At 40.8% G+C, this 21,292-nt stretch carries 24 protein-coding genes; 18 read left to right on the forward strand and 6 right to left on the reverse strand.

What is annotated here, in order from left to right:
- Position 1: 1 nt before the first annotated feature.
- Entirely contained in the window at positions 2 to 460 is a 459-nt protein-coding gene (locus SB660_RS01055; RefSeq protein WP_003211884.1) for a TlpA family protein disulfide reductase, read from the forward strand.
- Between the two features lie 470 nt (positions 461 to 930).
- Positions 931 to 1,512 carry a transcriptional regulator Rok gene (gene rok / locus SB660_RS01060; protein WP_058014107.1) on the forward strand — a complete coding sequence of 194 codons (582 nt, stop codon included), beginning with the start codon at positions 931 to 933 and terminating at the stop codon, positions 1,510 to 1,512.
- A 51-nt stretch (positions 1,513 to 1,563) separates the two neighbouring features.
- Here rok and SB660_RS01065 read toward each other — a convergent pair whose 3' ends face one another.
- Positions 1,564 to 2,481, reverse strand: a complete 918-nt coding sequence (locus SB660_RS01065; RefSeq protein WP_058014106.1) for a coiled-coil domain-containing protein — start codon at positions 2,479 to 2,481, stop codon at positions 1,564 to 1,566.
- Between the two features lie 84 nt (positions 2,482 to 2,565).
- On the opposite strand from SB660_RS01065, the gene SB660_RS01070 reads away from it, so the two are divergent.
- From SB660_RS01070 to moaD, 6 genes are read left to right on the forward strand one after another with little or no spacing between them, the layout of a single operon-like run.
- Complete coding sequence (locus tag SB660_RS01070) at positions 2,566 to 3,147, forward strand: molybdenum cofactor guanylyltransferase (RefSeq protein ID WP_058014105.1); 582 nt, start codon at positions 2,566 to 2,568, stop codon at positions 3,145 to 3,147.
- Positions 3,148 to 3,176: 29 nt separating this feature from the next.
- Positions 3,177 to 4,193 carry a thiazole biosynthesis adenylyltransferase ThiF gene (locus SB660_RS01075; RefSeq protein WP_144462146.1) on the forward strand — a complete coding sequence of 339 codons (1,017 nt, stop codon included), beginning with the start codon at positions 3,177 to 3,179 and terminating at the stop codon, positions 4,191 to 4,193.
- 9 nt (positions 4,194 to 4,202) lie between these two features.
- The gene (locus SB660_RS01080; protein WP_260850288.1) at positions 4,203 to 5,480 is read left to right on the forward strand and encodes a molybdopterin molybdotransferase MoeA; all 1,278 of its coding nucleotides are present in this window, start codon (positions 4,203 to 4,205) and stop codon (positions 5,478 to 5,480) included.
- A complete protein-coding gene (mobB, locus tag SB660_RS01085) occupies positions 5,462 to 5,986 on the forward strand; it encodes a molybdopterin-guanine dinucleotide biosynthesis protein B (RefSeq protein WP_180309074.1) in 525 nt (174 codons plus the stop codon). Before SB660_RS01080 ends, mobB begins: the two co-directional genes overlap by 19 nt.
- A 23-nt stretch (positions 5,987 to 6,009) precedes the next feature.
- Complete coding sequence (locus SB660_RS01090) at positions 6,010 to 6,474, forward strand: molybdenum cofactor biosynthesis protein MoaE (RefSeq protein WP_180310807.1); 465 nt, start codon at positions 6,010 to 6,012, stop codon at positions 6,472 to 6,474.
- Positions 6,467 to 6,700 carry a molybdopterin converting factor subunit 1 gene (gene moaD / locus SB660_RS01095; protein ID WP_061407631.1) on the forward strand — a complete coding sequence of 78 codons (234 nt, stop codon included), beginning with the start codon at positions 6,467 to 6,469 and terminating at the stop codon, positions 6,698 to 6,700. Before SB660_RS01090 ends, moaD begins: the two co-directional genes overlap by 8 nt.
- 46 nt (positions 6,701 to 6,746) lie before the next feature.
- Here the strand turns inward: moaD and SB660_RS01100 are convergent, their stop codons facing one another.
- Positions 6,747 to 7,124 carry a Rok-like winged helix domain-containing protein gene (locus tag SB660_RS01100; RefSeq protein ID WP_003211488.1) on the reverse strand — a complete coding sequence of 126 codons (378 nt, stop codon included), beginning with the start codon at positions 7,122 to 7,124 and terminating at the stop codon, positions 6,747 to 6,749.
- A 516-nt stretch (positions 7,125 to 7,640) separates the two neighbouring features.
- Between SB660_RS01100 and yknW the strand changes: the two genes are divergently transcribed.
- From yknW to lepB, 8 genes are all read left to right on the forward strand, one after another.
- On the forward strand, positions 7,641 to 8,267 hold the full coding sequence (gene yknW / locus SB660_RS01105) for a YknW family membrane protein (RefSeq protein ID WP_058014100.1): 627 nt from the start codon (positions 7,641 to 7,643) through the stop codon (positions 8,265 to 8,267).
- A 9-nt stretch (positions 8,268 to 8,276) separates the two neighbouring features.
- Positions 8,277 to 9,383, forward strand: a complete 1,107-nt coding sequence (locus SB660_RS01110; protein WP_268497782.1) for an efflux RND transporter periplasmic adaptor subunit — start codon at positions 8,277 to 8,279, stop codon at positions 9,381 to 9,383.
- Positions 9,380 to 10,081, forward strand: a complete 702-nt coding sequence (locus SB660_RS01115; RefSeq protein ID WP_061407637.1) for an ABC transporter ATP-binding protein — start codon at positions 9,380 to 9,382, stop codon at positions 10,079 to 10,081. Before SB660_RS01110 ends, SB660_RS01115 begins: the two co-directional genes overlap by 4 nt.
- Positions 10,068 to 11,261 carry an ABC transporter permease gene (locus tag SB660_RS01120; protein WP_058014097.1) on the forward strand — a complete coding sequence of 398 codons (1,194 nt, stop codon included), beginning with the start codon at positions 10,068 to 10,070 and terminating at the stop codon, positions 11,259 to 11,261. Before SB660_RS01115 ends, SB660_RS01120 begins: the two co-directional genes overlap by 14 nt.
- 322 nt (positions 11,262 to 11,583) lie before the next feature.
- Positions 11,584 to 12,339, forward strand: coding sequence for a DeoR/GlpR family DNA-binding transcription regulator (locus SB660_RS01125; protein WP_410580996.1), 756 nt, complete (start codon positions 11,584 to 11,586; stop codon positions 12,337 to 12,339).
- Positions 12,336 to 13,247, forward strand: a complete 912-nt coding sequence (gene pfkB, locus SB660_RS01130; RefSeq protein WP_061407646.1) for a 1-phosphofructokinase — start codon at positions 12,336 to 12,338, stop codon at positions 13,245 to 13,247. The genes SB660_RS01125 and pfkB overlap by 4 nt, the downstream gene beginning before the upstream one ends.
- Before the next feature lie 13 nt (positions 13,248 to 13,260).
- A complete protein-coding gene (locus SB660_RS01135) occupies positions 13,261 to 15,153 on the forward strand; it encodes a PTS fructose transporter subunit IIABC (RefSeq protein WP_058014094.1) in 1,893 nt (630 codons plus the stop codon).
- A gap of 211 nt (positions 15,154 to 15,364) precedes the next feature.
- Complete coding sequence (lepB, locus tag SB660_RS01140) at positions 15,365 to 15,937, forward strand: signal peptidase I (RefSeq protein WP_029706712.1); 573 nt, start codon at positions 15,365 to 15,367, stop codon at positions 15,935 to 15,937.
- A 65-nt stretch (positions 15,938 to 16,002) separates the two neighbouring features.
- On the opposite strand, the gene SB660_RS01145 is transcribed toward lepB, so the two are convergent.
- Complete coding sequence (locus SB660_RS01145) at positions 16,003 to 16,278, reverse strand: hypothetical protein (RefSeq protein ID WP_034619939.1); 276 nt, start codon at positions 16,276 to 16,278, stop codon at positions 16,003 to 16,005.
- A 143-nt stretch (positions 16,279 to 16,421) separates the two neighbouring features.
- Here SB660_RS01145 and SB660_RS01150 point away from each other — a divergent pair, with 143 nt between their 5' ends.
- Positions 16,422 to 18,041, forward strand: coding sequence for an ABC-F family ATP-binding cassette domain-containing protein (locus SB660_RS01150; RefSeq protein WP_003212114.1), 1,620 nt, complete (start codon positions 16,422 to 16,424; stop codon positions 18,039 to 18,041).
- A 39-nt stretch (positions 18,042 to 18,080) separates the two neighbouring features.
- On the opposite strand, the gene SB660_RS01155 is transcribed toward SB660_RS01150, so the two are convergent.
- The 3 genes from SB660_RS01155 to mreBH all read right to left on the reverse strand — a co-directional run bounded on the left by SB660_RS01155 (position 18,081) and on the right by mreBH (position 20,635).
- A complete protein-coding gene (locus SB660_RS01155) occupies positions 18,081 to 19,313 on the reverse strand; it encodes an aminopeptidase (RefSeq protein ID WP_410580999.1) in 1,233 nt (410 codons plus the stop codon).
- Between the two features lie 108 nt (positions 19,314 to 19,421).
- On the reverse strand, positions 19,422 to 19,553 hold the full coding sequence (locus SB660_RS01160) for a protein YkpC (protein ID WP_003210922.1): 132 nt from the start codon (positions 19,551 to 19,553) through the stop codon (positions 19,422 to 19,424).
- A gap of 74 nt (positions 19,554 to 19,627) precedes the next feature.
- Positions 19,628 to 20,635 carry a rod-share determining protein MreBH gene (gene mreBH, locus SB660_RS01165; protein ID WP_012009812.1) on the reverse strand — a complete coding sequence of 336 codons (1,008 nt, stop codon included), beginning with the start codon at positions 20,633 to 20,635 and terminating at the stop codon, positions 19,628 to 19,630.
- Positions 20,636 to 20,911: 276 nt separating this feature from the next.
- On the opposite strand from mreBH, the gene abhA reads away from it, so the two are divergent.
- Positions 20,912 to 21,190: a transcriptional regulator AbhA gene (abhA, locus tag SB660_RS01170; RefSeq protein ID WP_012009813.1), complete on the forward strand. Its 279-nt coding sequence runs from the start codon at positions 20,912 to 20,914 to the stop codon at positions 21,188 to 21,190.
- The last annotated feature ends 102 nt before the right edge of the window (positions 21,191 to 21,292 follow it).

Below are 21,292 nucleotides of genomic sequence, written 5' to 3' on the forward strand. Positions count from 1 at the left end.
AATGAAATTACGTCAACCAATGCCAGAACTAACTGGTGCAAAAGAATGGTTAAATGGAGAAGTAACAAAAGAAGATCTAATTGGTGACAAACCAACATTGATTCATTTCTGGTCAGTCAGCTGTCATCTTTGTAAAGAGGCAATGCCTCAAGTCAATCAATTCCGTGATGAATACAAGGATCAACTAAACGTGATAGCCGTTCATATGCCGCGTTCAGAGGATGACCTAGATCTGGATAAGATCAAGGAAGTTGCGAAAGAGCATGAAATCACCCAGCCAATTTTTGTGGATAGCGATCATAAACTAACAGAAGCCTTTGAAAATGAATATGTACCAGCATATTATGTGTTTGATAAAACAGGTGCTCTACGCCACTTCCAAGCTGGCGGAAGCGGAATGAAAATGCTTGAGAAACGTGTCAATCGAGTGCTTTCTGAGTCTGAAAAGGCTGCAGAATAGGCTTTCCCCCATAATTGGGGGTTTTTTCATGGACAAAAATAGGCGACCTATTGCACGGAATGGACTTGTCCTTCTTAAGAAAAGAGAAATTGAGGGAGTTTATTAAAAAATATTCCTGAAACAAAAAGGTATAACGACCTATTTACATTTTTGTTTTGAAATGAAAATGTAAAGATTTTAACTTTTTACTATTCAGAACGTTTTTGCACAAAAGAAATTTCAGTTTGGTAAATAACGATGTAAATCAAGTAGTATAAGTGTTTATTCAAATTTTTTACAATATTTTAAGGTTTGTCAAAAGCCTTTAGTGGCAATGAAATGGATGCCGATTGTTCCTCTTTGGCAAAATTTTAGTTGAAAATACCTATCTGATAACAAACTGTAAAATGATAAAAAAATAGTTGATAAAATTAGTTTTCTAATCTAATATTTACTATAGAATATTTTTTATATGATGAGGGGGAAATCCATTGTTTAATGAGAGGGAAGCGTTACGATTACGATTGGAACAATTAAACGAAGCAGAAGTAAAGGTCATCCGTGAATATCAAATTGAGCGAGATGCGATTTATGCAAAATTAAGAGAATTAGACCGTCAAGGAACAGGTCTAGTGTCAGATACAAAAAAAGAAGTGCGTGCAGAAAGAAAAACGGATTCACTGCCTGTATTAGCTGAACTGGCTGCACAAGAAATGAGAAGCTACCAGCCGCCTGCACAATCACAATCAAATTCTGCATCAACTTTAGGAACAGGACAGCTAAACGGTGCACCTGTAGGTATTCCTGAAGGATCTACAAGACGCAGAAGAGGCACAGCTCGCCCTGGTTCAAAGGCAGCTAAGCTTCGTGAAGCTGCGATTAAAACGTTAAAGCGTCATAATGCAGCGATTAAAAGCTCTGAACTTCAAAAAGAAATTGAAAAAGAGAGCGGTCTTGAAATTCCAAATATGACAACGTTTATGCAAAGCTTAATTAAAATGTATCCTGAAGTGAAAAAGCCATATCGCGGACAGTATATTTTAGAAGGCGATATTCAAACAGAAGACGAATAAATAAAAAAGAAACTGCTGACGTCATGCCAGCAGTTTTTTTTATTGCGATAATTACTTTTTTTGATCAACTGTATAGACAATTTTTCGTTCCTTTGACAGGCGATCACGCTGTTTTTTGAAGCCATCAATCTTCACTGTCATGACATCTCCATTTTGGTGCACCGCATCGACTTGTGCTTGTAGCGTTTGAACTTGTTCGTTCAGCTTTTTCAAGATGGGTTCGATTTCTTCCGTTGTTTCCAGGATGCTGTCTCGTGAGAATGGCTGTGAATTTGTTTGGGCTGACTGGTCAATATCAGCAAAATGAGATGCGATCCATTCCTCGCTTTCGGCTAACTGCTTTTGATAGCTTATGAGCGTTTCATAAAAAATCGCTTCCTTTGCTTTTTCGATTTGCAGTAATTTCTCTTGTGTTTCATAAAACCGCTCTTGTAGGTGTCTAACGCCTTCCTGTAATAGATTGAGCTCTGCGTTTTTATGACTTAATGTTTGCTGCAGTTTCTCAATCACAGCGGATAAAGTATTTCCTTTTTTCTCCTCTTTTGCAAGCCGTTTATCTTGATCCTGCATCCGTTCATTTAATTGTTGAGAGATTTCTTTATATTTGATGACTTTTAAATGCAGCCGGTGTTTGTCTTCCGTTTCTTTCCTTCTATGAAAGGTTTCTTTTTGGAGCATTTCATGAAGAAGGACTATTTTATGTAATAATTCAGATTTGCTGTAGGAAAGATCCTGTATTTTTGAGGCTGCATGATCTTGATCAATGGTCAATTCATCCAATTGTTGCTTTAATTGCGTGTAATCCTTTTTCATCTCGTGATATTCTTGAGTTAACTTCTTGTTTTTAGAATACGTATATGAGGACTGTAACTCAGAGATCATTTGTTGATATTTGGCTGTTTCTGCTTTTAAGTATAAATTCTCTTGAGATAGATCATGGAATAGGGGAGAAGCATGGCGCCTGTTCATCGATAGACCCTCCTTATTCATGTTACCAATAAAGTATGCGAGATGAGAGTGATTAGAACAACCATATCAAAGGAGGGTGAGCGGATGGACGTAGTCAATGTCATTTTAGCTGGAGGAGCATCGAGACGTTTTGGAGAGCCAAAGGCAAGTTATATGTATCAAGGAAAACCACTATATGAGCATGTGAAAAAGCAGCTTTTGAAAGGACAGATGGTGATCATCAGCCATTCAACACTTCTGACCTTTTTTAAAGAAAGAGGTGAACGAGATGTATGGTTGGATGATGAACAGGTGCGCGGATGCGGGCCGCTTGCCGGCATCTATACGGCGATGCAAAAGAAAGAATCAGCATGGTATTTAGTGACGGCATGTGACATGCCTTTCATCCGGAGAGAGACCGCCGAAGCATTATCGTCCTATTGCAGCGAGCACGTAGATGCAATTATCCCACTTGTTCAGGGAAGGTTACAGCCTTTATTTGCACTTTATCACCGCCGCTGTCTGCCGTCCATTGATGCGTGTTTAAAAGAGAATCAATTAGCCATGAAAGAGTTACTTCAAAGGCTTAAGGTGCGTATCGTTCCAGAGGAGGAACTGAACGTAACACCAAACGAATTTCGAAATATCAATAAAAGAAGCGATTTACCTGAAAACGGTATGATATGATACATAAAAATGGTGAGGAGAGAGCAGCATTGAATGACCGATATTCAAGACAAATTTTGTTCCCTCCGGTTGGGGAAAAGGGTCAGCGTGCGCTTGCTGACAGTCATGTGTTAATTGTTGGAGCGGGTGCACTTGGAACGGCCTCTGCGGAAGGGCTTGTCCGGTCTGGGATCGGCACGTTGACGATTGTCGATCGTGATTATGTAGAATTTTCAAATTTACAGCGGCAGCAGCTGTACACAGAACATGATGCAAAGGCACATGTGCCAAAAGCAGCTGCGGCAAAAAAACGTCTCCAAGAGATCAATCATGAAGTGACCATACACGCCCTGATTGAAGATGCAGGGGTTGAGCTGTTAAGACCGTTATTTCACAGTGCAAATATTGTCATTGATGCGACGGATAATTTTGAGACGAGAATGGTTATGAATGATTTATCGCAGGAAACGAAGACGCCGTGGATATATGGTGCTTGTGTGAGCAGTCAGGGGATGTATATGACCATTTTGCCGGATAAAACGCCGTGTTTATCGTGTGTCTTTACAGAACTGCCTGTTGGCGGCTTGACGTGTGATACAGCGGGGATTATTTCTCCAGCAGTTCAGATGGTTTCTGCTTATCAGCAAACAGAGGCGCTAAAATATTTAACAGGACATGAAGATCAAATCGAACGGAAATTTGTCACATTTGATCTTTGGCAGGCGACATCGTTTAAAATGGATTTGTCTCTTACTAAGCAGAAGGACTGTCCATCTTGCGGCAAAGATAGAACCTATCCTTATTTACACGAGCAACGTAAAAAAACGACGATTCTTTGCGGGCGAGATACAGTTCAAGTCGTATCTAAGGATTTAGCTAATCTATCATTTCAGCATGTGAAAGAGCGGCTGTCATCTATTTGTGAGGTGGAAGTGAATGACTTCTTAATCCATGTCCGCTATGAATCTTATCGCATTGTCTTTTTCAAAGGTGGACGTGCATTAATTCATGGGACAAATGATGAAAAAGCAGCCAATTCATTACTAGCAAAACTGCTAGGGATATAGGAGTGAAGTGTGATGGAAAGACGTCAGCCAATTCCAGTACAAGAAGCCATTCAGAAAGTCCATCAATATGAAAAGCATGGAGAACAAGAATGGGTGCCCTTAAGAAATAGCCTTGAAAGGTTCATTGCAGAAGACATTTTGGCAGACCATGATGTGCCTGCATTTGATCGGTCCCCGTATGATGGTTTTGCACTTCGGGCAGAAGATACAATAGAAGCGTCAAGTGAGCATCCGATTGAATTTGAGGTCATTGATCACATTGGGGCAGGAGTGGTCTCAGCAAAAACCATCGGTCCCTTTCAAGCCATCCGTATCATGACAGGAGCAAAAATCCCGGATGGAGCAAATGTCGTCATCATGCTTGAGCTCACTAAGTCCTACGAAAAAGAGGGCAAATTATATATGTCACTTAAAAGATCGCTGAAAAAAGGGGACAATATTTCTCGTCAAGGAGAAGAGGTATTTGAAGGGAATGTGATGCTTAAAAAAGGAACCAAAGTAACTCCGGGCGTTACGGCCCTATTGGCGACATTTGGATATGCGGTAGTCCCAGTTGTCAAAAAGCCAGTGATCGGCATCATCTCAACAGGTACAGAGCTTCTTCAAGTGAGTGATGCGATGATGGACGGGAAGATTAGAAACAGTAACCTTAGTATGGTTTATGCCCAGATCCTTAAGGCTGGGGGAGAGCCGCTTGATTTAGGCGGTGTGTCCGATGATTTTGACAATAGCTTTCATGCAGTCAAAGCAGCTTTAAGCAAGGTAGACTACTTAATCACAACAGGCGGAGTTTCAGTAGGTGATTTTGACTTTCTCCCCGCGATTTATGAGAAGCTTGGAGCTCAGGTGCTATTTAATAAAGTGGCTATGAGACCTGGAAGTGTGACAACGGTTGCTGCAATGCCAAATGGTCAACTGCTCTTTGGTCTGTCAGGAAATCCTGCTGCCTGTTTTGTTGGCTTTGAATTATTTGTGAAACCGATGATCTATAAATGGTCTTTGAAGAAACAGCCGTTCCCCGATTTTGCTGAGGCGAAGCTGACACACGATTTTCCAAAAGCCAATCCGTTCACTCGATTTGTCAGAGCAGCACTTCAATTCACGGGGAGTCAGCTCAGTGTAACCCCAACAGGTCTTGATAAATCAAGTGCCGTAACCTCAATTGCAGAGGCTAACTGTTTCATCGTGCTGCCAGGTGGAACAAGAGGTTTTAAGGCCGGTGATCAGGTGCATGTTCTGCTGTTTCAGCCCGAAGGCGAGGGTTCCCCATGCTGGATGACACATTAAGTATATTACAGGTGGTCGGCTATCAAAACAGCGGCAAGACGTCGTTGATTGAAAAGCTCTGTCAGCTGGCTGTACTTGATGGGCTGAAGCTGGGCTGCTTTAAACACCATGGACATGGCGGTAAACCAGATCGTCTTTTGAAAGAAAAAGACACTGATCGATATGTAGGGGCGGGTGCATTTGCCGCTGGCGTAGAAGGAGAGGGTGAATTTCACTTTTCAATGCAGCACATTACGTTAGAGCAATTGCTCAATATGTGTGAGCATCTTCCATTAGACGCGGTCTTGATAGAAGGGTATAAACAGGCACCATACCGCAAAATCGTTTGTGCAAAGAATGAAGAGGAGCTCATTGATCTTTCAACACTTTCCAATATACAAGCAGCTATTTATTTTTCTCAAGAGTTTCAGTTAGCCGAAAATTATTCTTTTCCAGTGTTTTCAGCCTTTGAAAAGGATGCGAACTCATTTTGTTATAACTTATTGAAGGGAGGCGGCTCTATTTGAGTGAACTTTTTAAAATAACAAAAATGCCGATTGATGTGAATGAATTGATTCAGCATGTGACAAAGCGGAAGGCAGGGGCCATTACGACGTTTATCGGGACGGTCAGAGAGTGGACAAACGGTAAGAAAACGCTGCGCTTAACTTATGAAGCTTACATACCAATGGCAGAAAGCATGCTAAGTCAAATTGGACAAGAAATCAAAAAACGGTGGCCTGATACTGAAGCTGCCATTGTGCATAGGATCGGGACACTTGATATAACGGATATTGCTGTTGCGATAGCCGTTTCATCTCCTCATAGGAAGGCTGCATACGAAGCGAACGAATATGCCATTGAGCGAATTAAGGAAATTGTGCCGATTTGGAAAAAAGAATATTGGGAAGACGGGGAAGCCTGGATAGGTGATCAGCTTGAAACAGTTTCATATCCAGAGGGGAAACCTAGTGATCTTCAACTTGCAAAGAAAGAAGGTGATCAGGTTGATTAGTGTATTATTGTTCGCCGGCCTTGCTGAGAAGGCCGGTAAACAACAAATCATCATTCAAAAAGATCGAACAACGGTTGATGAGATTAAATTAGAATTACAGGAGGTATATGGTGTTGATGCTGCACAAAATGTGATGGTTGCAGTCAACGAACGATATACGAGGGGAAACGCTGAAGTGTGTAGCGGGGACACTGTTGCATTCATTCCTCCTGTAAGCGGTGGATAATAGATATTAGAGGATTTGGTTATGGCCAGCGGCTGTAACCAATTTTTTATGTGTGAAAAGATTGTAGAGGTATTTGGGTGTGATCTTCGTAAATAAAACATCCCCTTCGTGCTTTAGAAATGTGAGGATCGAGCTGCTGTATTAGATCATACAATTCGCTAATTCGTCTCACATTGAAATCTGTCTGGGCTTGAAGTTGTTCTTTTAATTCTTTTGTGCTCACAATGCTTCCCTTTTTCTCTTTAATAATATCTACACATCTAGCAGCGTAGTATATTTTGTCATTTGAGGGTCTGCTTTCTTTCATATCAAGTAATTTGAGCTCATGATAAATCAGTTCTCTTTCCTTTCGAAAGTATTGCCATGCTTCTTGTTCCTTTTCATAAAGTAAAATCAATTGCGTTTTCAATTTTTCTCTTAACATTCACTTGACTCCATTTCCACTATCATTTAACCTACCTCTATTTTACATTATATGAAAAAATAACTTTTGATCAAGTAAAATCATTATATTTTTAATTTTTTAATATGAAAGTATTGTTACTAAAGGCTCATTTGTTCTATAAAAGAAACCAATCGTAGTCCTATAAAGCCGGGATTTGTTGAAATTACTAGGATTATTTTAACAAAAAATTGTTGTGTCTCTCAAAGACCATCCGAATTCAAAGGAAAAGGATATTTATTCCGAAAGACATGTGTTTTTTTGATAAAATGTTTTTAGGTCAGAAAAACCTTTATTTATTGATATGAATATGGTCTAGTCATGGTGTCATTTGGAGGATTTCATCCATGATAATAGAATAATAGATAATTTTTCCCTCAATGAAAATAAGAAAATCAAATCATCCATCACTTATTGGCAATCTTTTGATAAAATAGAAAGAATAAGAGAGAGCATGTGCGTTTGCATACTTGCATGACATAGAGAGGATGACATTTGATGAAAGAAAATATGCAAAAGCCTACGATCATTGGAGTGAGCACAAGGCCTTCGGAGCACCTGAAAAGAGTATGGGAAAATCCGGTGGTTTGGTGGCCTTTATCCTGCGTACTTCTTTTAACAGTGATTGTGACTTATTTGTCAGAGCTGGTGAATGAAGGAATGTGGGCAGATTTAAGCTTGCCGGTATCGGTCGTTTATGTGGTGACGCTAATTGGTCTACTTCTCGGGCTTGTGGTTAATGCTGCAATCTATAAGTTCATCGTTTTTTTAGCAAAGGGTGATGCATCGTTTCAGCAGCTGTTTTCAGCGGTCCTGTTTATTACACCAGTTACGATCGTTGGTACGATTATTTCTCATCTGTCCATCATTCTGTTCCATGTACCAAAAAACATCACAATCACCTCATTAAATGCACTCATTCAAACGTCTGGTCCATGGCATGCTGTGCTTGCCAATATTGATCTATTTGTGATCTGGAACCTTGTTTTAACAGGCTTTTTATTGATGAAAGTTGGCCATATATCGCCAAGAATAGCTTGGACCATTATAGGAGTCTTTTATCTCTTATCTATCATTTTTCAATATGTAGGAACTGCAATCACCATATCAGTAAGCTGGGGGTAGAATGTCTTTATGAGAAAGAAAATCATCATCGGATCCATTTTTATTATTGTTATCGGTCTATTTATTGGCTTTAACATTGCGAAAAATCAAGCAAAGCCTGCTTCAACAGCAGCGATCAAAACAGTAAAACCCTCGCAAAAAGAAATCACCACTAAGGTGATGACGCCAGGGATACTTTCATTCTTTGAAGAACAGTTTATTTATGCAGAAGAGGAAAAGGGACACTTGAAGGGAATTTCTGTAAAAGAAGGAGAAAAGGTAAAGCCTGGAACGCCGCTTCTTACATATGAAAATAGAGAGCTGGAGCTTGAAGAAGAGCAGCAAGCTCTTGCGGCTGAATCCAGTACTTTAAAACGCGAACAATTACAAAATAGATTGAGCGAATTAGACAAAAAACAAGAAGGCGAATCCGCCACCAATTCTAGAAACGAGCGAGACCAGCTTGAATTAGAGCTGAAAGCGGCTGAATTAGAACAAAAACAAGCAGAGATCAGCCAAGAAAAAGTAAAAGCACAAATAGAAGATTTAATCGTACATAGTAAAATTGATGGTACAGTGATTTCCATTGAGCAAGAAGAAGGGGCAGGAAAGCCGGAAGAGAGGCAGCCGATCATTCATATTGGCAATGAGAAAAAAATGGTTGTGCGAGGATTGATTTCTGAGTATGACGCCATAAAAGTGAAAAAGAAACAAAAAGTAAAGATAACGTCTGATGTCATTCGCGGAGAGAGCTGGCAAGGAGTCGTGAAAAAAGTGGGGGTTGTACCTGCTCAGGCAGCATCCGAAACACCTGCAGGTGATCAAACGGTGCAATATCCAGTTGAAATCGAAATAAAGGGAAAAAAACCTGAAGCAAAACCTGGTTTTAAAATGATCATGGAAATTGAAACAGATAAGCGTCAAGCCCTAACGATTCCTGAATCAGCTGTAAAAAAAGAGGATGATGGACAATACGTTTATGTTGTCAAAAAGAATGTACTTAAAAAAGTAAAAGTGGTGCTAGGGGAAACGTCAGGTCATGATCTTGAGGTGACAAAAGGTGTCGTAGCAGAGGATCAAATCATTTCTCATCCATCAGATGACATGTATGACGGAATGGAAGTGAATGCTGAATGATTCAGCTTTCAAACGTGACAAAAAGCTATGAGGTTGCCGAGGAATCATTTGATGTATTAAGTGAGATCGATCTTGTCATTGAAAAAGGCGAGTATATGTCCATTATGGGCCCCTCCGGCTCTGGAAAATCGACGTTAATGAATATCATTGGCTGTTTAGACCGGCCAACTACAGGACAATATCATTTTCAAGAAAGAGAGTTGTCAGCAGCAAAGGATCAAGACCTCGCAGTGATTCGAAATCAATTCATTGGATTTGTCTTTCAGCAATTTCATCTGCTGCCGAGGTTAAATGCAAGGCGTAATGTTGAGCTTCCGATGATTTACGCTGGTATCAGTCAAAAGGAAAGAAAAGAACGTGCAGAGATGGCACTTGAAAAGGTTGGTTTGTCAGACCGAATGAAACACATGCCAAGCGAGTTGTCGGGAGGGCAAAAGCAAAGGGTGGCAATTGCCCGTGCAATTGTCAATAAGCCGCAGCTTATCTTAGCAGATGAACCGACAGGCGCTCTTGACTCAAAAACAAGCTTCTCAATCATGGAACAGTTTACGAAGCTGAATGAGGAAGGAACAACGATTGTGCTTGTTACCCATGAAGAAGAAATAGCTGCGTATACAAATCGGACGGTCGTTGTAAGAGATGGGCGACTCGTTGAAGATAGATTGACACAAGGGGACGCTATGAATGAAACTCTTTGAAAATATCAAAATAGCGATGAATTCTGTTTTAGCTCATAAATTACGTTCTATTTTAACGATGCTTGGGATTATTATTGGTGTTGGATCAGTCATTGCGGTCGTGGCTATCGGTCAAGGCGGCGAGCAAATGCTAAAAGGGTCGATTTCAGGTCCAAACAATACCGTTGATATGATGTATACGCCCTCTGACGAAGAGTTAAATGCAAATCCCAACGCTTTATTCGACGCCGCATTTACTGAGGAAGACATCAAAAGCATTAAGACAATCAATGGGGTGAATCAGGTTGCATCTTCGACTGCGCAAGGAATGCAGCTGAGATTTCAAGATACGACAGTGGATGCGACAGTTAACGGTATAAATGAAGGGTATACGAATGTACATTCATTACAAATAGCCGAAGGACAGAATTTAAGAGATATTGACTTTAGAAGCGGCAGAAGAGCCGCCCTTATCTCTGAAGGCTTACAAAAAGAATTATTTAATGGACAGAAGGCATTGGGCGAAATGATTTGGATGAACGGACAGCCGGTTGAAGTCATCGGTGTTTTAGCCAAACAAAAAGGGATGCTTTCATTCGATATGAATGAAATATATGTCCCATTCGCCATGCTCACCTCCACATTTGGGATCAGTGAATACGATAAGTTGTCAATTCAAGTCGCACATGCTGATCAAATGAAGGAAGTAGGAAAGAATGCGGCTGCATTATTAAATGAGAATCATCATACAGAAGATGCTTATGAAATGATCAACATGGAAGAAATCGCAGAAGGCATCGGTCAAATCACGTCTGTCATGACAACAATCATTGGCTCAATAGCTGGAATTTCCTTACTTGTCGGAGGTATCGGCGTGATGAATATTATGCTTGTTTCTGTGACAGAGAGGACAAGGGAAATCGGTATCCGAAAAGCGATTGGAGCAACGAGGGCTCAAATACTCGTTCAATTTTTAATTGAGTCTGTCGTCTTAACCTTGATCGGCGGGTTGATGGGGATTGCACTAGGTATAGGCGGTGCCTCGTTAGTATCACTCATTGCCGGCTGGCCGTCCTTAGTATCTTGGCAAATCATCTGTGTAGGTGTTCTGTTTAGTATGCTAATTGGGATTGTTTTTGGGTTAATTCCTGCGAATAAAGCAGCAAGACTAGATCCTATTGATTCTCTTAGATATGAATAATTTCGAGAAGAACCAAAAGCATACAAACAGTGTGAATTCCGCTGTAATCAAGGATTAAAAGCTTTTATGCACATTGCATAAAAGCTTTTTTTAGTTCTATTGAATGAAATGAAAAATGATAGAAATGCTAAGATCATGACTTTCATCTTAATGTCACATATTTTTCAGTTTACAAATGGTACATATAAAGGTAAGATGACCATGGTGAAAGATTTTGATAGTTATTGAATGTATTTGATTGTTTTATATTGATAATGTTGAAAAAAGCGATTACAATAAAGGTGCGCGCAAAATGAATACGTTTTCAAAAGGGGGTGTTTCCATGTTAACACCGGAAAGACATCAACTCATTATTGACTGTTTAGAAGAAAATGATGTCATCAAAATACAGGACTTAACGATTATGACGGATGCGTCTGAATCTACTATTAGAAGGGATTTATCAGCCCTTGAAGAAAAAGGATTTCTAAAAAGGGTCCATGGGGGAGCAGCCAAGATATCAAGTATCCGTCTTGAACCAGATGTATTTGAGAAATCTGCCAAAAACCTTCAAGAAAAGTCATTGATTGCGGAGGCAGCTGCTTCACTTTTAAAACAGGGAGATTGTATTTATTTAGACGCTGGTACGACCACACAGCAAATGATTGAATATATCGATCCAGATCAAGATATAGTTGTGGTGACAAACGGTGTTATGCACATTGAAGCACTCATGAGAAAAGGCATTTCTTTTTACCTGATAGGCGGATCAGTGAAACATCGAACAGGAGCCATGGTCGGTGCCGCAGCTTTGACGGCGATGGAAAATTACCGTTTTGACAAAAGCTTTGTTGGGACGAATGGCATTCATCCCGAGGCAGGATTTACAACACCTGATCCAGAGGAAGCGCTCATGAAAAAAAGAGCCATGAAGCAGGCAAAAAAAACCTATATCTTAACAGATGCCTCCAAGTTTGGCGAAATATCGTTTTCAACCTTTGCTAGTTTACAGGAAGCCACCATTATCACAAACAACGCAAAAGAAGATTCATTCGATAATTACCATGAAAAAACGGTTATAAAGGTAGTGAAAACATGATTTATACAGTTACTTTAAACCCATCAGTTGATTACATCGTACACGTGGAGGATTTCGCAGTCGGCGGTTTGAATCGTTCAACCTATGACAAAAAATATCCGGGCGGAAAAGGGATCAATGTCTCAAGGCTTTTAAAACGTCACGGTGTGGAATCAAAAGCGCTTGGATTTATAGGCGGATTTACAGGCAAATATATTCAAGACTTTTTACAAAACGAACAATTACAAACAGCCTTTCACGAGGTGTCAGAAGATACACGAATTAATGTGAAACTAAAAACAGGTGAAGAAACCGAAATCAACGGACTCGGCCCATCCATTACTGAAGCACAATTTGAGTCGTTTCTGTCTCAATTTACTTCATTGATTGAAGGAGATGTCGTTGTGTTAGCTGGCAGCATTCCTTCTTCATTGCCTCATAACACATATGAACGTATTGCTGAGGTATGTGAAAAGCAAGGCGTTAGAGTTGTCCTTGATATTTCTGGAGAAGCCCTAAAAAAAGCAGCAGGCTTGAAACCGTTCTTAATGAAGCCAAACCATCATGAACTAGGTGAAATGTTTGAGACGAGCATCTCTACTGCAGAAGAAGCTATTCCTTATGGAAAGAAGCTGTTAGAACAAGGTGCTGAACATGTTATTGTATCCATGGCTGGTAATGGCGCTCTCTTATTCAGTAAGGAAGGGATTTATCAGTCCAATGTTCCAAAGGGTACACTTGTTAATTCGGTTGGTGCAGGGGATTCAGTCGTTGCAGGATTTTTAGCCGGCGTTTCGAAAGGCCTTTCGATTGAAGAATCATTTAAGCTTGGCGTCACATCAGGCAGTGCTACAGCATTTTCTGAGGAGCTTGGGACAAAAGAGCTTGTTGACACACTATTACCACAAGTAAAAGTCACACGCATTTAAAGGAGGAGTCACCATGAAAATAACAGAACTACTCACAAAGCAGACCATTAAGCTTCAATTAGACAGCCAGCAGAAAGAAGCAGTCATTGAAGAACTAGTCACTGTTTTAGATACAGCTGGCAAGTTAAATGATAAAGAGGGCTACAAAGAAGCGGTGATCAACCGTGAAAAACAAAGCTCTACTGGTATTGGAGAAGGCATTGCGATTCCTCACGCTAAAACAGCAAGTGTCAAAGAGCCTGCTATTGCATTTGGCCGCTCGACAGCTGGTGTAGATTATGAATCACTGGATGCGCAGCCGAGTCATCTTGTCTTTATGATTGCAGCAACTGAAGGCGCAAACAACACGCATTTAGAAGCCCTTTCTCGTTTATCAACACTTCTGATGCGTGAAGAAATCAGAAAGCAGCTTCTTGAAGCGGCTACTGAAGATGAAATCATCGATATCATCAATACGCATGACAAGGACGATGAAGAAGAAGAGGAAGTTCAAGAGGAACCAGCTCCAGCAGGTAAACCTGCTAAGATTTTAGCAGTAACAGCTTGCCCAACGGGTATTGCACATACATTTATGGCAGCAGATGCTTTGAAAGAAAAAGCGAAAGAAATGGGCGTTGACATTAAAGTCGAAACAAACGGCTCTGGTGGTATTAAACACGCTCTTACCGCAAAAGAAATTGAAGAAGCACCAGCCATCATTGTGGCAGCGGACAAGCAAGTTGAAATGGAACGCTTTAAAGGCAAACATGTCATTGAAGTGCCTGTGACAGCAGGAATCCGTCGTCCGCAGGAATTGATTGAAAAAGCAGTCAATCAAGATGCACCGATCTATAAAGGCTCTGGCGGCAGTTCTTCAAAAGACGAACATGAGTCATCTGGCAAAGGTAGAAGTGGTTTCTACAAGCACTTAATGAGCGGTGTAAGCAACATGCTTCCATTTGTTGTCGGAGGCGGTATCCTTGTTGCAATTTCATTCTTCTGGGGAATTAACTCAGCAGATCCTAAAGACCCTTCATTTAATTCATTTGCAGCTGTATTAAAAGGAATTGGCGGAGATAATGCGCTTGCCTTAATCGTCGCTGTATTAGCCGGATTTATTGCGATGAGTATTGCAGATCGTCCAGGTTTTGCGCCAGGTATGGTCGGTGGATTTATGGCGTCAGCAGCAGGTGCAGGATTCCTAGGTGGACTCATTGCCGGTTTCCTTGCTGGTTATGTCGTTGTGTTACTTAAAAAAGTATTCACATTTGTACCGCAGTCACTCGACGGGATTAAGCCGGTTCTGCTGTATCCATTGTTCGGTATTTTCTTCACAGGTATCATCATGCATTACATTGTGAACACACCAGTAAAAATGGTGATGGACGGATTAACTCATTGGCTTGAAACTTTAGGTACTGGAAACCTTGTCTTAATGGGCATTATTTTGGCAGGTATGATGGCGATTGATATGGGTGGTCCAATTAACAAAGCGGCTTACACATTTGGTCTTGCGATGATTGCTGCTGGAAACTATGCACCGCACGCTGCCATTATGGCAGGCGGAATGGTACCACCACTAGGTATTGCACTTGCGACAACAATCTTTAGAAATAAGTTCTCAAAACGTGATCGAGAAGCAGGGATTACATGCTACTTCATGGGAGCTGCCTTCATTACTGAAGGGGCAATCCCGTTTGCAGCGGCTGACCCTCTACGCGTGATTCCTTCAGCTGTCATTGGAGCAGCTGTGGCTGGCGGATTAACGGAATTCTTTAGAGTCACGCTTCCTGCACCGCACGGCGGACTATTCGTTTTCTGGGTAACAAATCATCCAATTCTTTATATCATCAGCATCTTAATCGGTGCCGTTGTAACAGCGATTTTACTTGGTATTTTGAAAAAACCAGTGAAACTAGAAGCGTAATTCAGAGGAGAAGCATCGTGAAAAGCGGTGTTTCTTTTTGTTTAATTACGAACAAATTAGGAAAAAATATCTAATTGAATGGTTGTCTTGTGAATTTTTAAATGACATGTGATAAAGTAAAGTTATTCAATTCACGTTTCAAGTCTTTTAGCAGAAAGTCTTAGGAGGAAGCAGTATTTTGAACGAAGAAAACAAACAAAACGAAAATGATATTCAATCTGATGCAAAGCAAGCCAAAACAGAGAAGAAAAGTTCACTGTTTGAATGGATCAAAGCCATTTTAATTGCACTTGCGCTCGTCTTGCTCATCCGTACGTTTATATTTGAGCCGTATGTGGTGGAAGGAGAGTCGATGGAACCGACCCTTCATGATGGGGAAAAGCTGTTCGTCAACAAAACCATTAACTACCTAGGTGGTGTCAAACGAGGTGACATCGTGATTATTAATGGAAAAGACGGCCAGAAAATTCATTATGTAAAACGATTGATCGGTCTTCCGGGAGACACGATTGAAATGAAGGATGATACGCTTTACATTAATGGTAAAAAAGTAGATGAGCCTTATTTAAAAGAGAACAAGGCACATGCGAAAGAGTATGAAGTGCATTTGACAGGGGATTTTGGTCCAGTGAAAGTACCGAAAAACGATTACTTTGTGATGGGGGACAACAGGCTCAACTCCATGGACAGCAGAAATGGACTTGGACTCATTGAAAAGGATCGGGTTGTCGGGACATCAGAATTTGTTTTCTTCCCATTTGGCGACATTCGGCAAACAAAATAAAAGCACCCTTCTCAGATGCATGAGAAAAGTGCTTAAATGGGCGGCCCTTAAAAATAGGGTCGTTTTTAATTTGGCGTGAGCACTGTAACAATGAGCACAATGGCCAGCACAGAAGCGAAGACAGAGCCAGTTATAGCTAAAACGGACCGAAACAATCCGATCTTATGATTTTCTTTCCCTCGCTTTTGTAAAAAGCGTTTCGAAAAGATGTGTACCAGTGTGTAAATAAGCACAAGCCCAATATAAAGGCCGAAATCCCTCGCATTAAATCCTGTTGCAGATAAATAAATACCCATAAAGAAAATCAATAAACAGTATTCCATCAGTGTAAGTAATCTCAAATCGCACGAACTCCTTCAATAAATCATTCCCACTTATTATACCATATTGGACAATTTGCCTTCGTTCTTAGTGAGAGACGTTTCTATCAAACGTTATTCATGTTATACTTCATAATGATGAATGAGTGATGGAGGATTAATAAATGATTGCAGTAAATAATGTTAGTTTACGTTTTGCTGATCGTAAACTATTTGAAGAAGTAAACATTAAATTCACTCCTGGCAACTGCTACGGTTTAATTGGTGCCAATGGAGCTGGGAAATCAACGTTTCTAAAGATTCTTTCAGGTGAAATTGAGGCTCAGACGGGCGATGTTCATATGAGCCCTGGTGAGCGTTTAGCGATCTTAAAACAGAACCACTTTGAATACGAAGAATTTGAAGTATTAAAAGTCGTCATGATGGGTCATAAACGTTTATATGATGTGATGCAGGAGAAAGATGCGATCTATATGAAACCTGATTTCTCAGATGAAGACGGGATTCGTGCAGCAGAGCTTGAAGGTGAGTTCGCTGAGTTAAACGGCTGGGAAGCAGAAAGTGAAGCAGCGATCTTACTAAAAGGTCTTGGCATTCCAGAGAGCCTTCAATCGAAGAAAATGTCTGAGCTTGGTGGTTCTGAAAAGGTTAAAGTACTACTAGCCCAAGCTTTATTTGGTAAGCCTGACGTCCTTCTTCTGGATGAGCCAACAAACCACTTGGACTTACAAGCCATCCAGTGGCTGGAAGAGTTCCTTATTCATTTTGAAAATACCGTCATCGTCGTTTCGCATGACCGTCACTTCTTAAACAAAGTATGTACACATATTGCGGACCTAGACTTCGGAAAAATTCAAGTATATGTCGGAAACTATGATTTCTGGTATGAGTCCAGCCAGCTAGCGCTGAAACTCAGCCAAGATGCAAATAAGAAAAAAGAAGAGCAAATTAAGCAGCTTCAAGAGTTCGTTGCCCGGTTCAGTGCGAATGCTTCTAAATCGAAGCAAGCGACGTCAAGAAAGAAATTGCTTGATAAAATCTCTTTAGACGATATTAAGCCATCTTCACGTAAATATCCGTATGTCCATTTTGCGCCAGAGCGCGAAATCGGGAATGATGTCCTTCAAGTAGAAGGTCTATCGAAAACAATTGACGGTGTGAAAGTACTTGATAACGTCAGCTTTATTATGAATCGCGAGGATAAAATTGCGTTCCTAAGCCGTAATGAGCTTGCTGTGTCTACTTTATTTAAAATTCTTGCTGGTGAGATGGAGCCAGACAGCGGGACATATAAATGGGGCGTCACAACATCTCAAGCCTTTTTCCCGAAAGACAATAGTGAATACTTTGAAGGAAACGATGTCGATCTAGTGGATTGGCTTCGCCAGTATTCTCCTAATGATCAAAGCGAAAGCTTCTTACGCGGATTCTTAGGACGTATGCTTTTCTCTGGGGAAGAAGTAAAGAAAAAAGCAAGCGTCTTATCAGGAGGAGAAAAGGTTCGTTGTATGTTATCAAAAATGATGCTGTCAGGAGCGAATGTACTGCTTCTAGATGAGCCGACGAACCACTTAGACCTAGAATCCATTACGGCGCTGAATAACGGTTTAATGAGCTTTAAAGGAGCGATGCTCTTCTCATCTCATGACCATCAGTTTGTTGAAACAGTGGCAAACCGTATCATCGAAGTGACGCCAAATGGCATCGTCGATAAACAAACAACATATGATGAGTTCTTATCAGATCAAGAGATTCAAAAGAGACTCGTTGAGCTTTATGCGTAAATAAGAAAAGACATCCACTTGTGGATGTCTTTTTTTCGGTTAAATCGCCCAGTTTCCATTACGGAAGATCGGTTCGCGTTTCCCGTCTTTTGTAATACCGTCAATATTCATTTCCTTTGAACCAATCATGAAATCGACGTGTGTAATACTGTTGTTTACACCAGCTGCATCCAATTCTTCACGATTCATCTCTTTTCCGCCTTCGATATTGAACGCATATCCGCTGCCGATGGCAAGGTGGTTCGATGCGTTTTCATCATAAAGGGTATTGTAATAGAGAATATTCGAGTTTGAGATTGGTGAATCATCTGGTACGAGAGCAACTTCACCTAGATAATGAGAGCCTTCATCTGTTTCAACGAGCGAAGTTAAAATGTCTTCGCCTTCCTTCGCTTTCACATCGACAATTCGGCCATTTTCAAATGTTAAAGTAAACTCATCAATGATATTTCCTGCATAGCTGAGCGGTTTTGTGCTTGAGACAGTCCCATTTACACCATCTTTTTTAGGTACGGTAAAAACTTCTTCTGTTGGCATGTTGGCCATGAAAGAGACGCCGCGCTCACTCACGCTGCCGGCACCTACCCAAATGTGCTGCTCAGGGAGCTCAATCGTTAAATCAGTACCAGGAGCATCATAATGAAGCTTGTGGTAGTGGCGCTCATTTAGGATTTTGACCTTTTCATTTAGCGACTCATCGTGCTTTTTCCAAGCTTCCACAGGATCTGCTTGATCAGCGCGAGCGACTTTAAAGATTTGTTCCCATAATAAAGCGACAGCTTCTTCATCTGTATGGTCAGGGAAAATCTTTTTCGCCCAATCTTTTGATGCAGCGCCTACAACCGTCCAAGCCACTTTGTCTGATTGAACGTATTGGCGATATGTATGAAGGGCAGATCCAGCGGCTTTTTGCTGTGCAGCGATTTTTTTCGAATCAATGCCTCGCAGAAGGTCAGGGCTTTCTGACAAGATCGTGATAAAAGCGCCGCCGCGTTTTGCGATGGTTTCCATCATCTGTGCTTCCCATTCAGGGAATTGCTCAAACACATCCTGCGGTGCGTGCTCATATTTTAAACGAGCAAGAACACCGTCAGCCCAGCGGATATGTACGTTTTTCGCCCCGCGCTCATATGCATGTTTCGCGACAAGACGAACAAGGTCTGTAGATTCAGTAGATGCAGATACGACGACTTCTTGTTCTTTTTGAACATTCACACCGACTTCAACGATGGTCTTCGCATATTGATCTAGTTGATTTTCAAATGAACTCATAAAAAAACCCTCCTTTAGTCATGTTCATCATATCAGATTTAAGACCGAAAAGGAAAATGGGGAGCACGCGAAAAGCCAAAATAAAAAAGCCGCTTTCATGCGGCTTTTTTAGCGGTTCAGTTGTTTCACAGGCTGTGCGTTAGAAGGGGGCATATGTGAAAATGACAGGCTCATTCCTCCTAAGATAATACCCGTTAAAATGACTGTGACAACAACCCGTTTACCTAAATCAAGCAACATGTTCTTCCTCCTTCACGTTTATCCATTCCTCACGATATGATCGAAATGATAAAAAAAGAAGTAGAACAAGAAGATTATTTTAATGTTTTTTGCAATTTATGAATGACTTCTAGTGAACGACCTGTTCCGATTGCGACAGATTCAAGTGGATTTGCTGCAATATGAACTGGAACGACAATTTCCTGTGAGAGCCATTCTTGAATCCCGTTTAACAAAGCGCCACCGCCAGTTAAGATCACGCCGCGGTCTACGATGTCACCACTAAGCTCTGGAGGGCTGTCCTCTAATGTGGCACGAATCGCCTCTAAAATATGAAGAAGTGACTCTCGCATGGCTCCTTGAATTTCATGAGATTCAAGTGTGATCGTTTTTGGAAGACCTGTCACTAGATCACGTCCACGTACTTCTAATGACTCTGGCTCATGCTCAATGAGACCATAACCAATTTCCATTTTCACCTGCTCAGCTGTCCGTTCGCCGATTAATAGGTTATATTTCTTTCGCACAAACGTAATGATATCTTCATCCAGCTGATCTCCGCCAATTCGAATGGAATGACAAGAGACAACGCCGCCAAACGAAATGATAGCAACTTCCGTTGTTCCTCCGCCAATATCGACTACGACGTTTGCAACAGGCTCATCTACTGGAAGATCAGCGCCGATTGCGGCTGCAACAGGTTCTTCTATTAAATGCACGTGCTTTGCTCCGCAGTTTTTCACAGCATCACTGATGGCACGGCGCTCAACAGCTGTGGAACCAGAAGGTGTACATACGACGACCGTTGGTTTTCTGAAGGTAAACCCGATATTTTTTCCTGCTTTTTTCATGATTTGTTTGAGTAAATCTGTTGTCATATCATAATCAGCGATGACACCGTCTTTCATTGGACGGATCGCCACAATTTTCCCAGGTGTTTTCCCAATCATTTCTTTTGCTTCTGTTCCGACAGCAAGTACAGTTTTTGTTTCTGTATCGACTGCTACGACGGACGGTTCATTTAAAATAATCCCCTTATTTTTACTATAAACCAATATGTTAGCTGTTCCTAAATCAATTCCAATTTCGGCATTTTGAAACATGTTTTCACCCAATCTCTATTTTTGCTGTTTTAAACAATTTTACATTTAAAAGTTCAGAGGGTTGAGGTCATTTGTGGGGGTTTGTGATGACCTTGAAATGAACTTGTAAAATTCGAGTATCATTTTGACAATCACAATAAATTTTCCCTTTGTTTTTTCTTTTGTGAAAAAAATTTTTATAGAAGAGAAACCTTTTGAGAATCTCTTACGTCTACGATATATCAATTGGTGAAAAACAGATTGATCTTGAGCTAATGAAAGAAAGAGGGAACGAATTTGAAATCTATCGGAGTCGTAAGAAAAGTAGACGAACTAGGGCGTATTGTGATGCCAATCGAATTAAGAAGAGCACTTGATATTGCTATTAAAGACAGTATGGAATTTTTTATAGATGGGGATAAAATCGTCTTGAAAAAATATCAGCCAGAGGGCGTTTGCCTCATGACTGGTGAGATTACATCAGAGAACCATGATTATGGAAATGGTCAAATTACATTAAGCGCTGAAGGCGCAGAATTACTGTTAAAAGAACTTCAAGAAGCTCTTCAGCAGTAATGAAAAAAGCCTGATCTCTTCCTTTGTGCTGAGAACAGGCTTTTTTTCTGAAAAAGTTCTTTAAAAATGCCCCATCTCCCTCAAAAAACAAGTGGAAAATGG

The sequence above is a fragment of the Bacillus sp. SIMBA_005 genome, assembly GCF_046535585.1.
Taxonomy (GTDB): Bacteria; Bacillota; Bacilli; order Bacillales; family Bacillaceae; genus Bacillus; species Bacillus pumilus.

What these genes read in the sequence shown, in the direction of transcription:
- SB660_RS01090 (WP_180310807.1), top strand. Translation starts at nt 6,010, where the DNA reads ATGCCGATTGATGTGAATGAATTGATTCAGCATGTGACAAAGCGGAAG.
- SB660_RS01120 (WP_058014097.1), top strand. Translation starts at nt 10,068, where the DNA reads ATGAAACTCTTTGAAAATATCAAAATAGCGATGAATTCTGTTTTAGCT.
- SB660_RS01100 (WP_003211488.1), bottom strand. Translation starts at nt 7,124, where the DNA reads ATGTTAAGAGAAAAATTGAAAACGCAATTGATTTTACTTTATGAAAAG.
- SB660_RS01155 (WP_410580999.1), bottom strand. Translation starts at nt 19,313, where the DNA reads ATGAGTTCATTTGAAAATCAACTAGATCAATATGCGAAGACCATCGTT.
- SB660_RS01160 (WP_003210922.1), bottom strand. Translation starts at nt 19,553, where the DNA reads ATGTTGCTTGATTTAGGTAAACGGGTTGTTGTCACAGTCATTTTAACG.
- SB660_RS01110 (WP_268497782.1), top strand. Translation starts at nt 8,277, where the DNA reads ATGAGAAAGAAAATCATCATCGGATCCATTTTTATTATTGTTATCGGT.
- pfkB (WP_061407646.1), top strand. Translation starts at nt 12,336, where the DNA reads ATGATTTATACAGTTACTTTAAACCCATCAGTTGATTACATCGTACAC.
- SB660_RS01065 (WP_058014106.1), bottom strand. Translation starts at nt 2,481, where the DNA reads ATGAACAGGCGCCATGCTTCTCCCCTATTCCATGATCTATCTCAAGAG.
- mobB (WP_180309074.1), top strand. Translation starts at nt 5,462, where the DNA reads ATGCTGGATGACACATTAAGTATATTACAGGTGGTCGGCTATCAAAAC.
- yknW (WP_058014100.1), top strand. Translation starts at nt 7,641, where the DNA reads ATGAAAGAAAATATGCAAAAGCCTACGATCATTGGAGTGAGCACAAGG.
- SB660_RS01125 (WP_410580996.1), top strand. Translation starts at nt 11,584, where the DNA reads ATGTTAACACCGGAAAGACATCAACTCATTATTGACTGTTTAGAAGAA.
- SB660_RS01070 (WP_058014105.1), top strand. Translation starts at nt 2,566, where the DNA reads ATGGACGTAGTCAATGTCATTTTAGCTGGAGGAGCATCGAGACGTTTT.
- mreBH (WP_012009812.1), bottom strand. Translation starts at nt 20,635, where the DNA reads ATGTTTCAAAATGCCGAAATTGGAATTGATTTAGGAACAGCTAACATA.
- SB660_RS01135 (WP_058014094.1), top strand. Translation starts at nt 13,261, where the DNA reads ATGAAAATAACAGAACTACTCACAAAGCAGACCATTAAGCTTCAATTA.
- SB660_RS01115 (WP_061407637.1), top strand. Translation starts at nt 9,380, where the DNA reads ATGATTCAGCTTTCAAACGTGACAAAAAGCTATGAGGTTGCCGAGGAA.
- SB660_RS01150 (WP_003212114.1), top strand. Translation starts at nt 16,422, where the DNA reads ATGATTGCAGTAAATAATGTTAGTTTACGTTTTGCTGATCGTAAACTA.
- SB660_RS01055 (WP_003211884.1), top strand. Translation starts at nt 2, where the DNA reads ATGAAATTACGTCAACCAATGCCAGAACTAACTGGTGCAAAAGAATGG.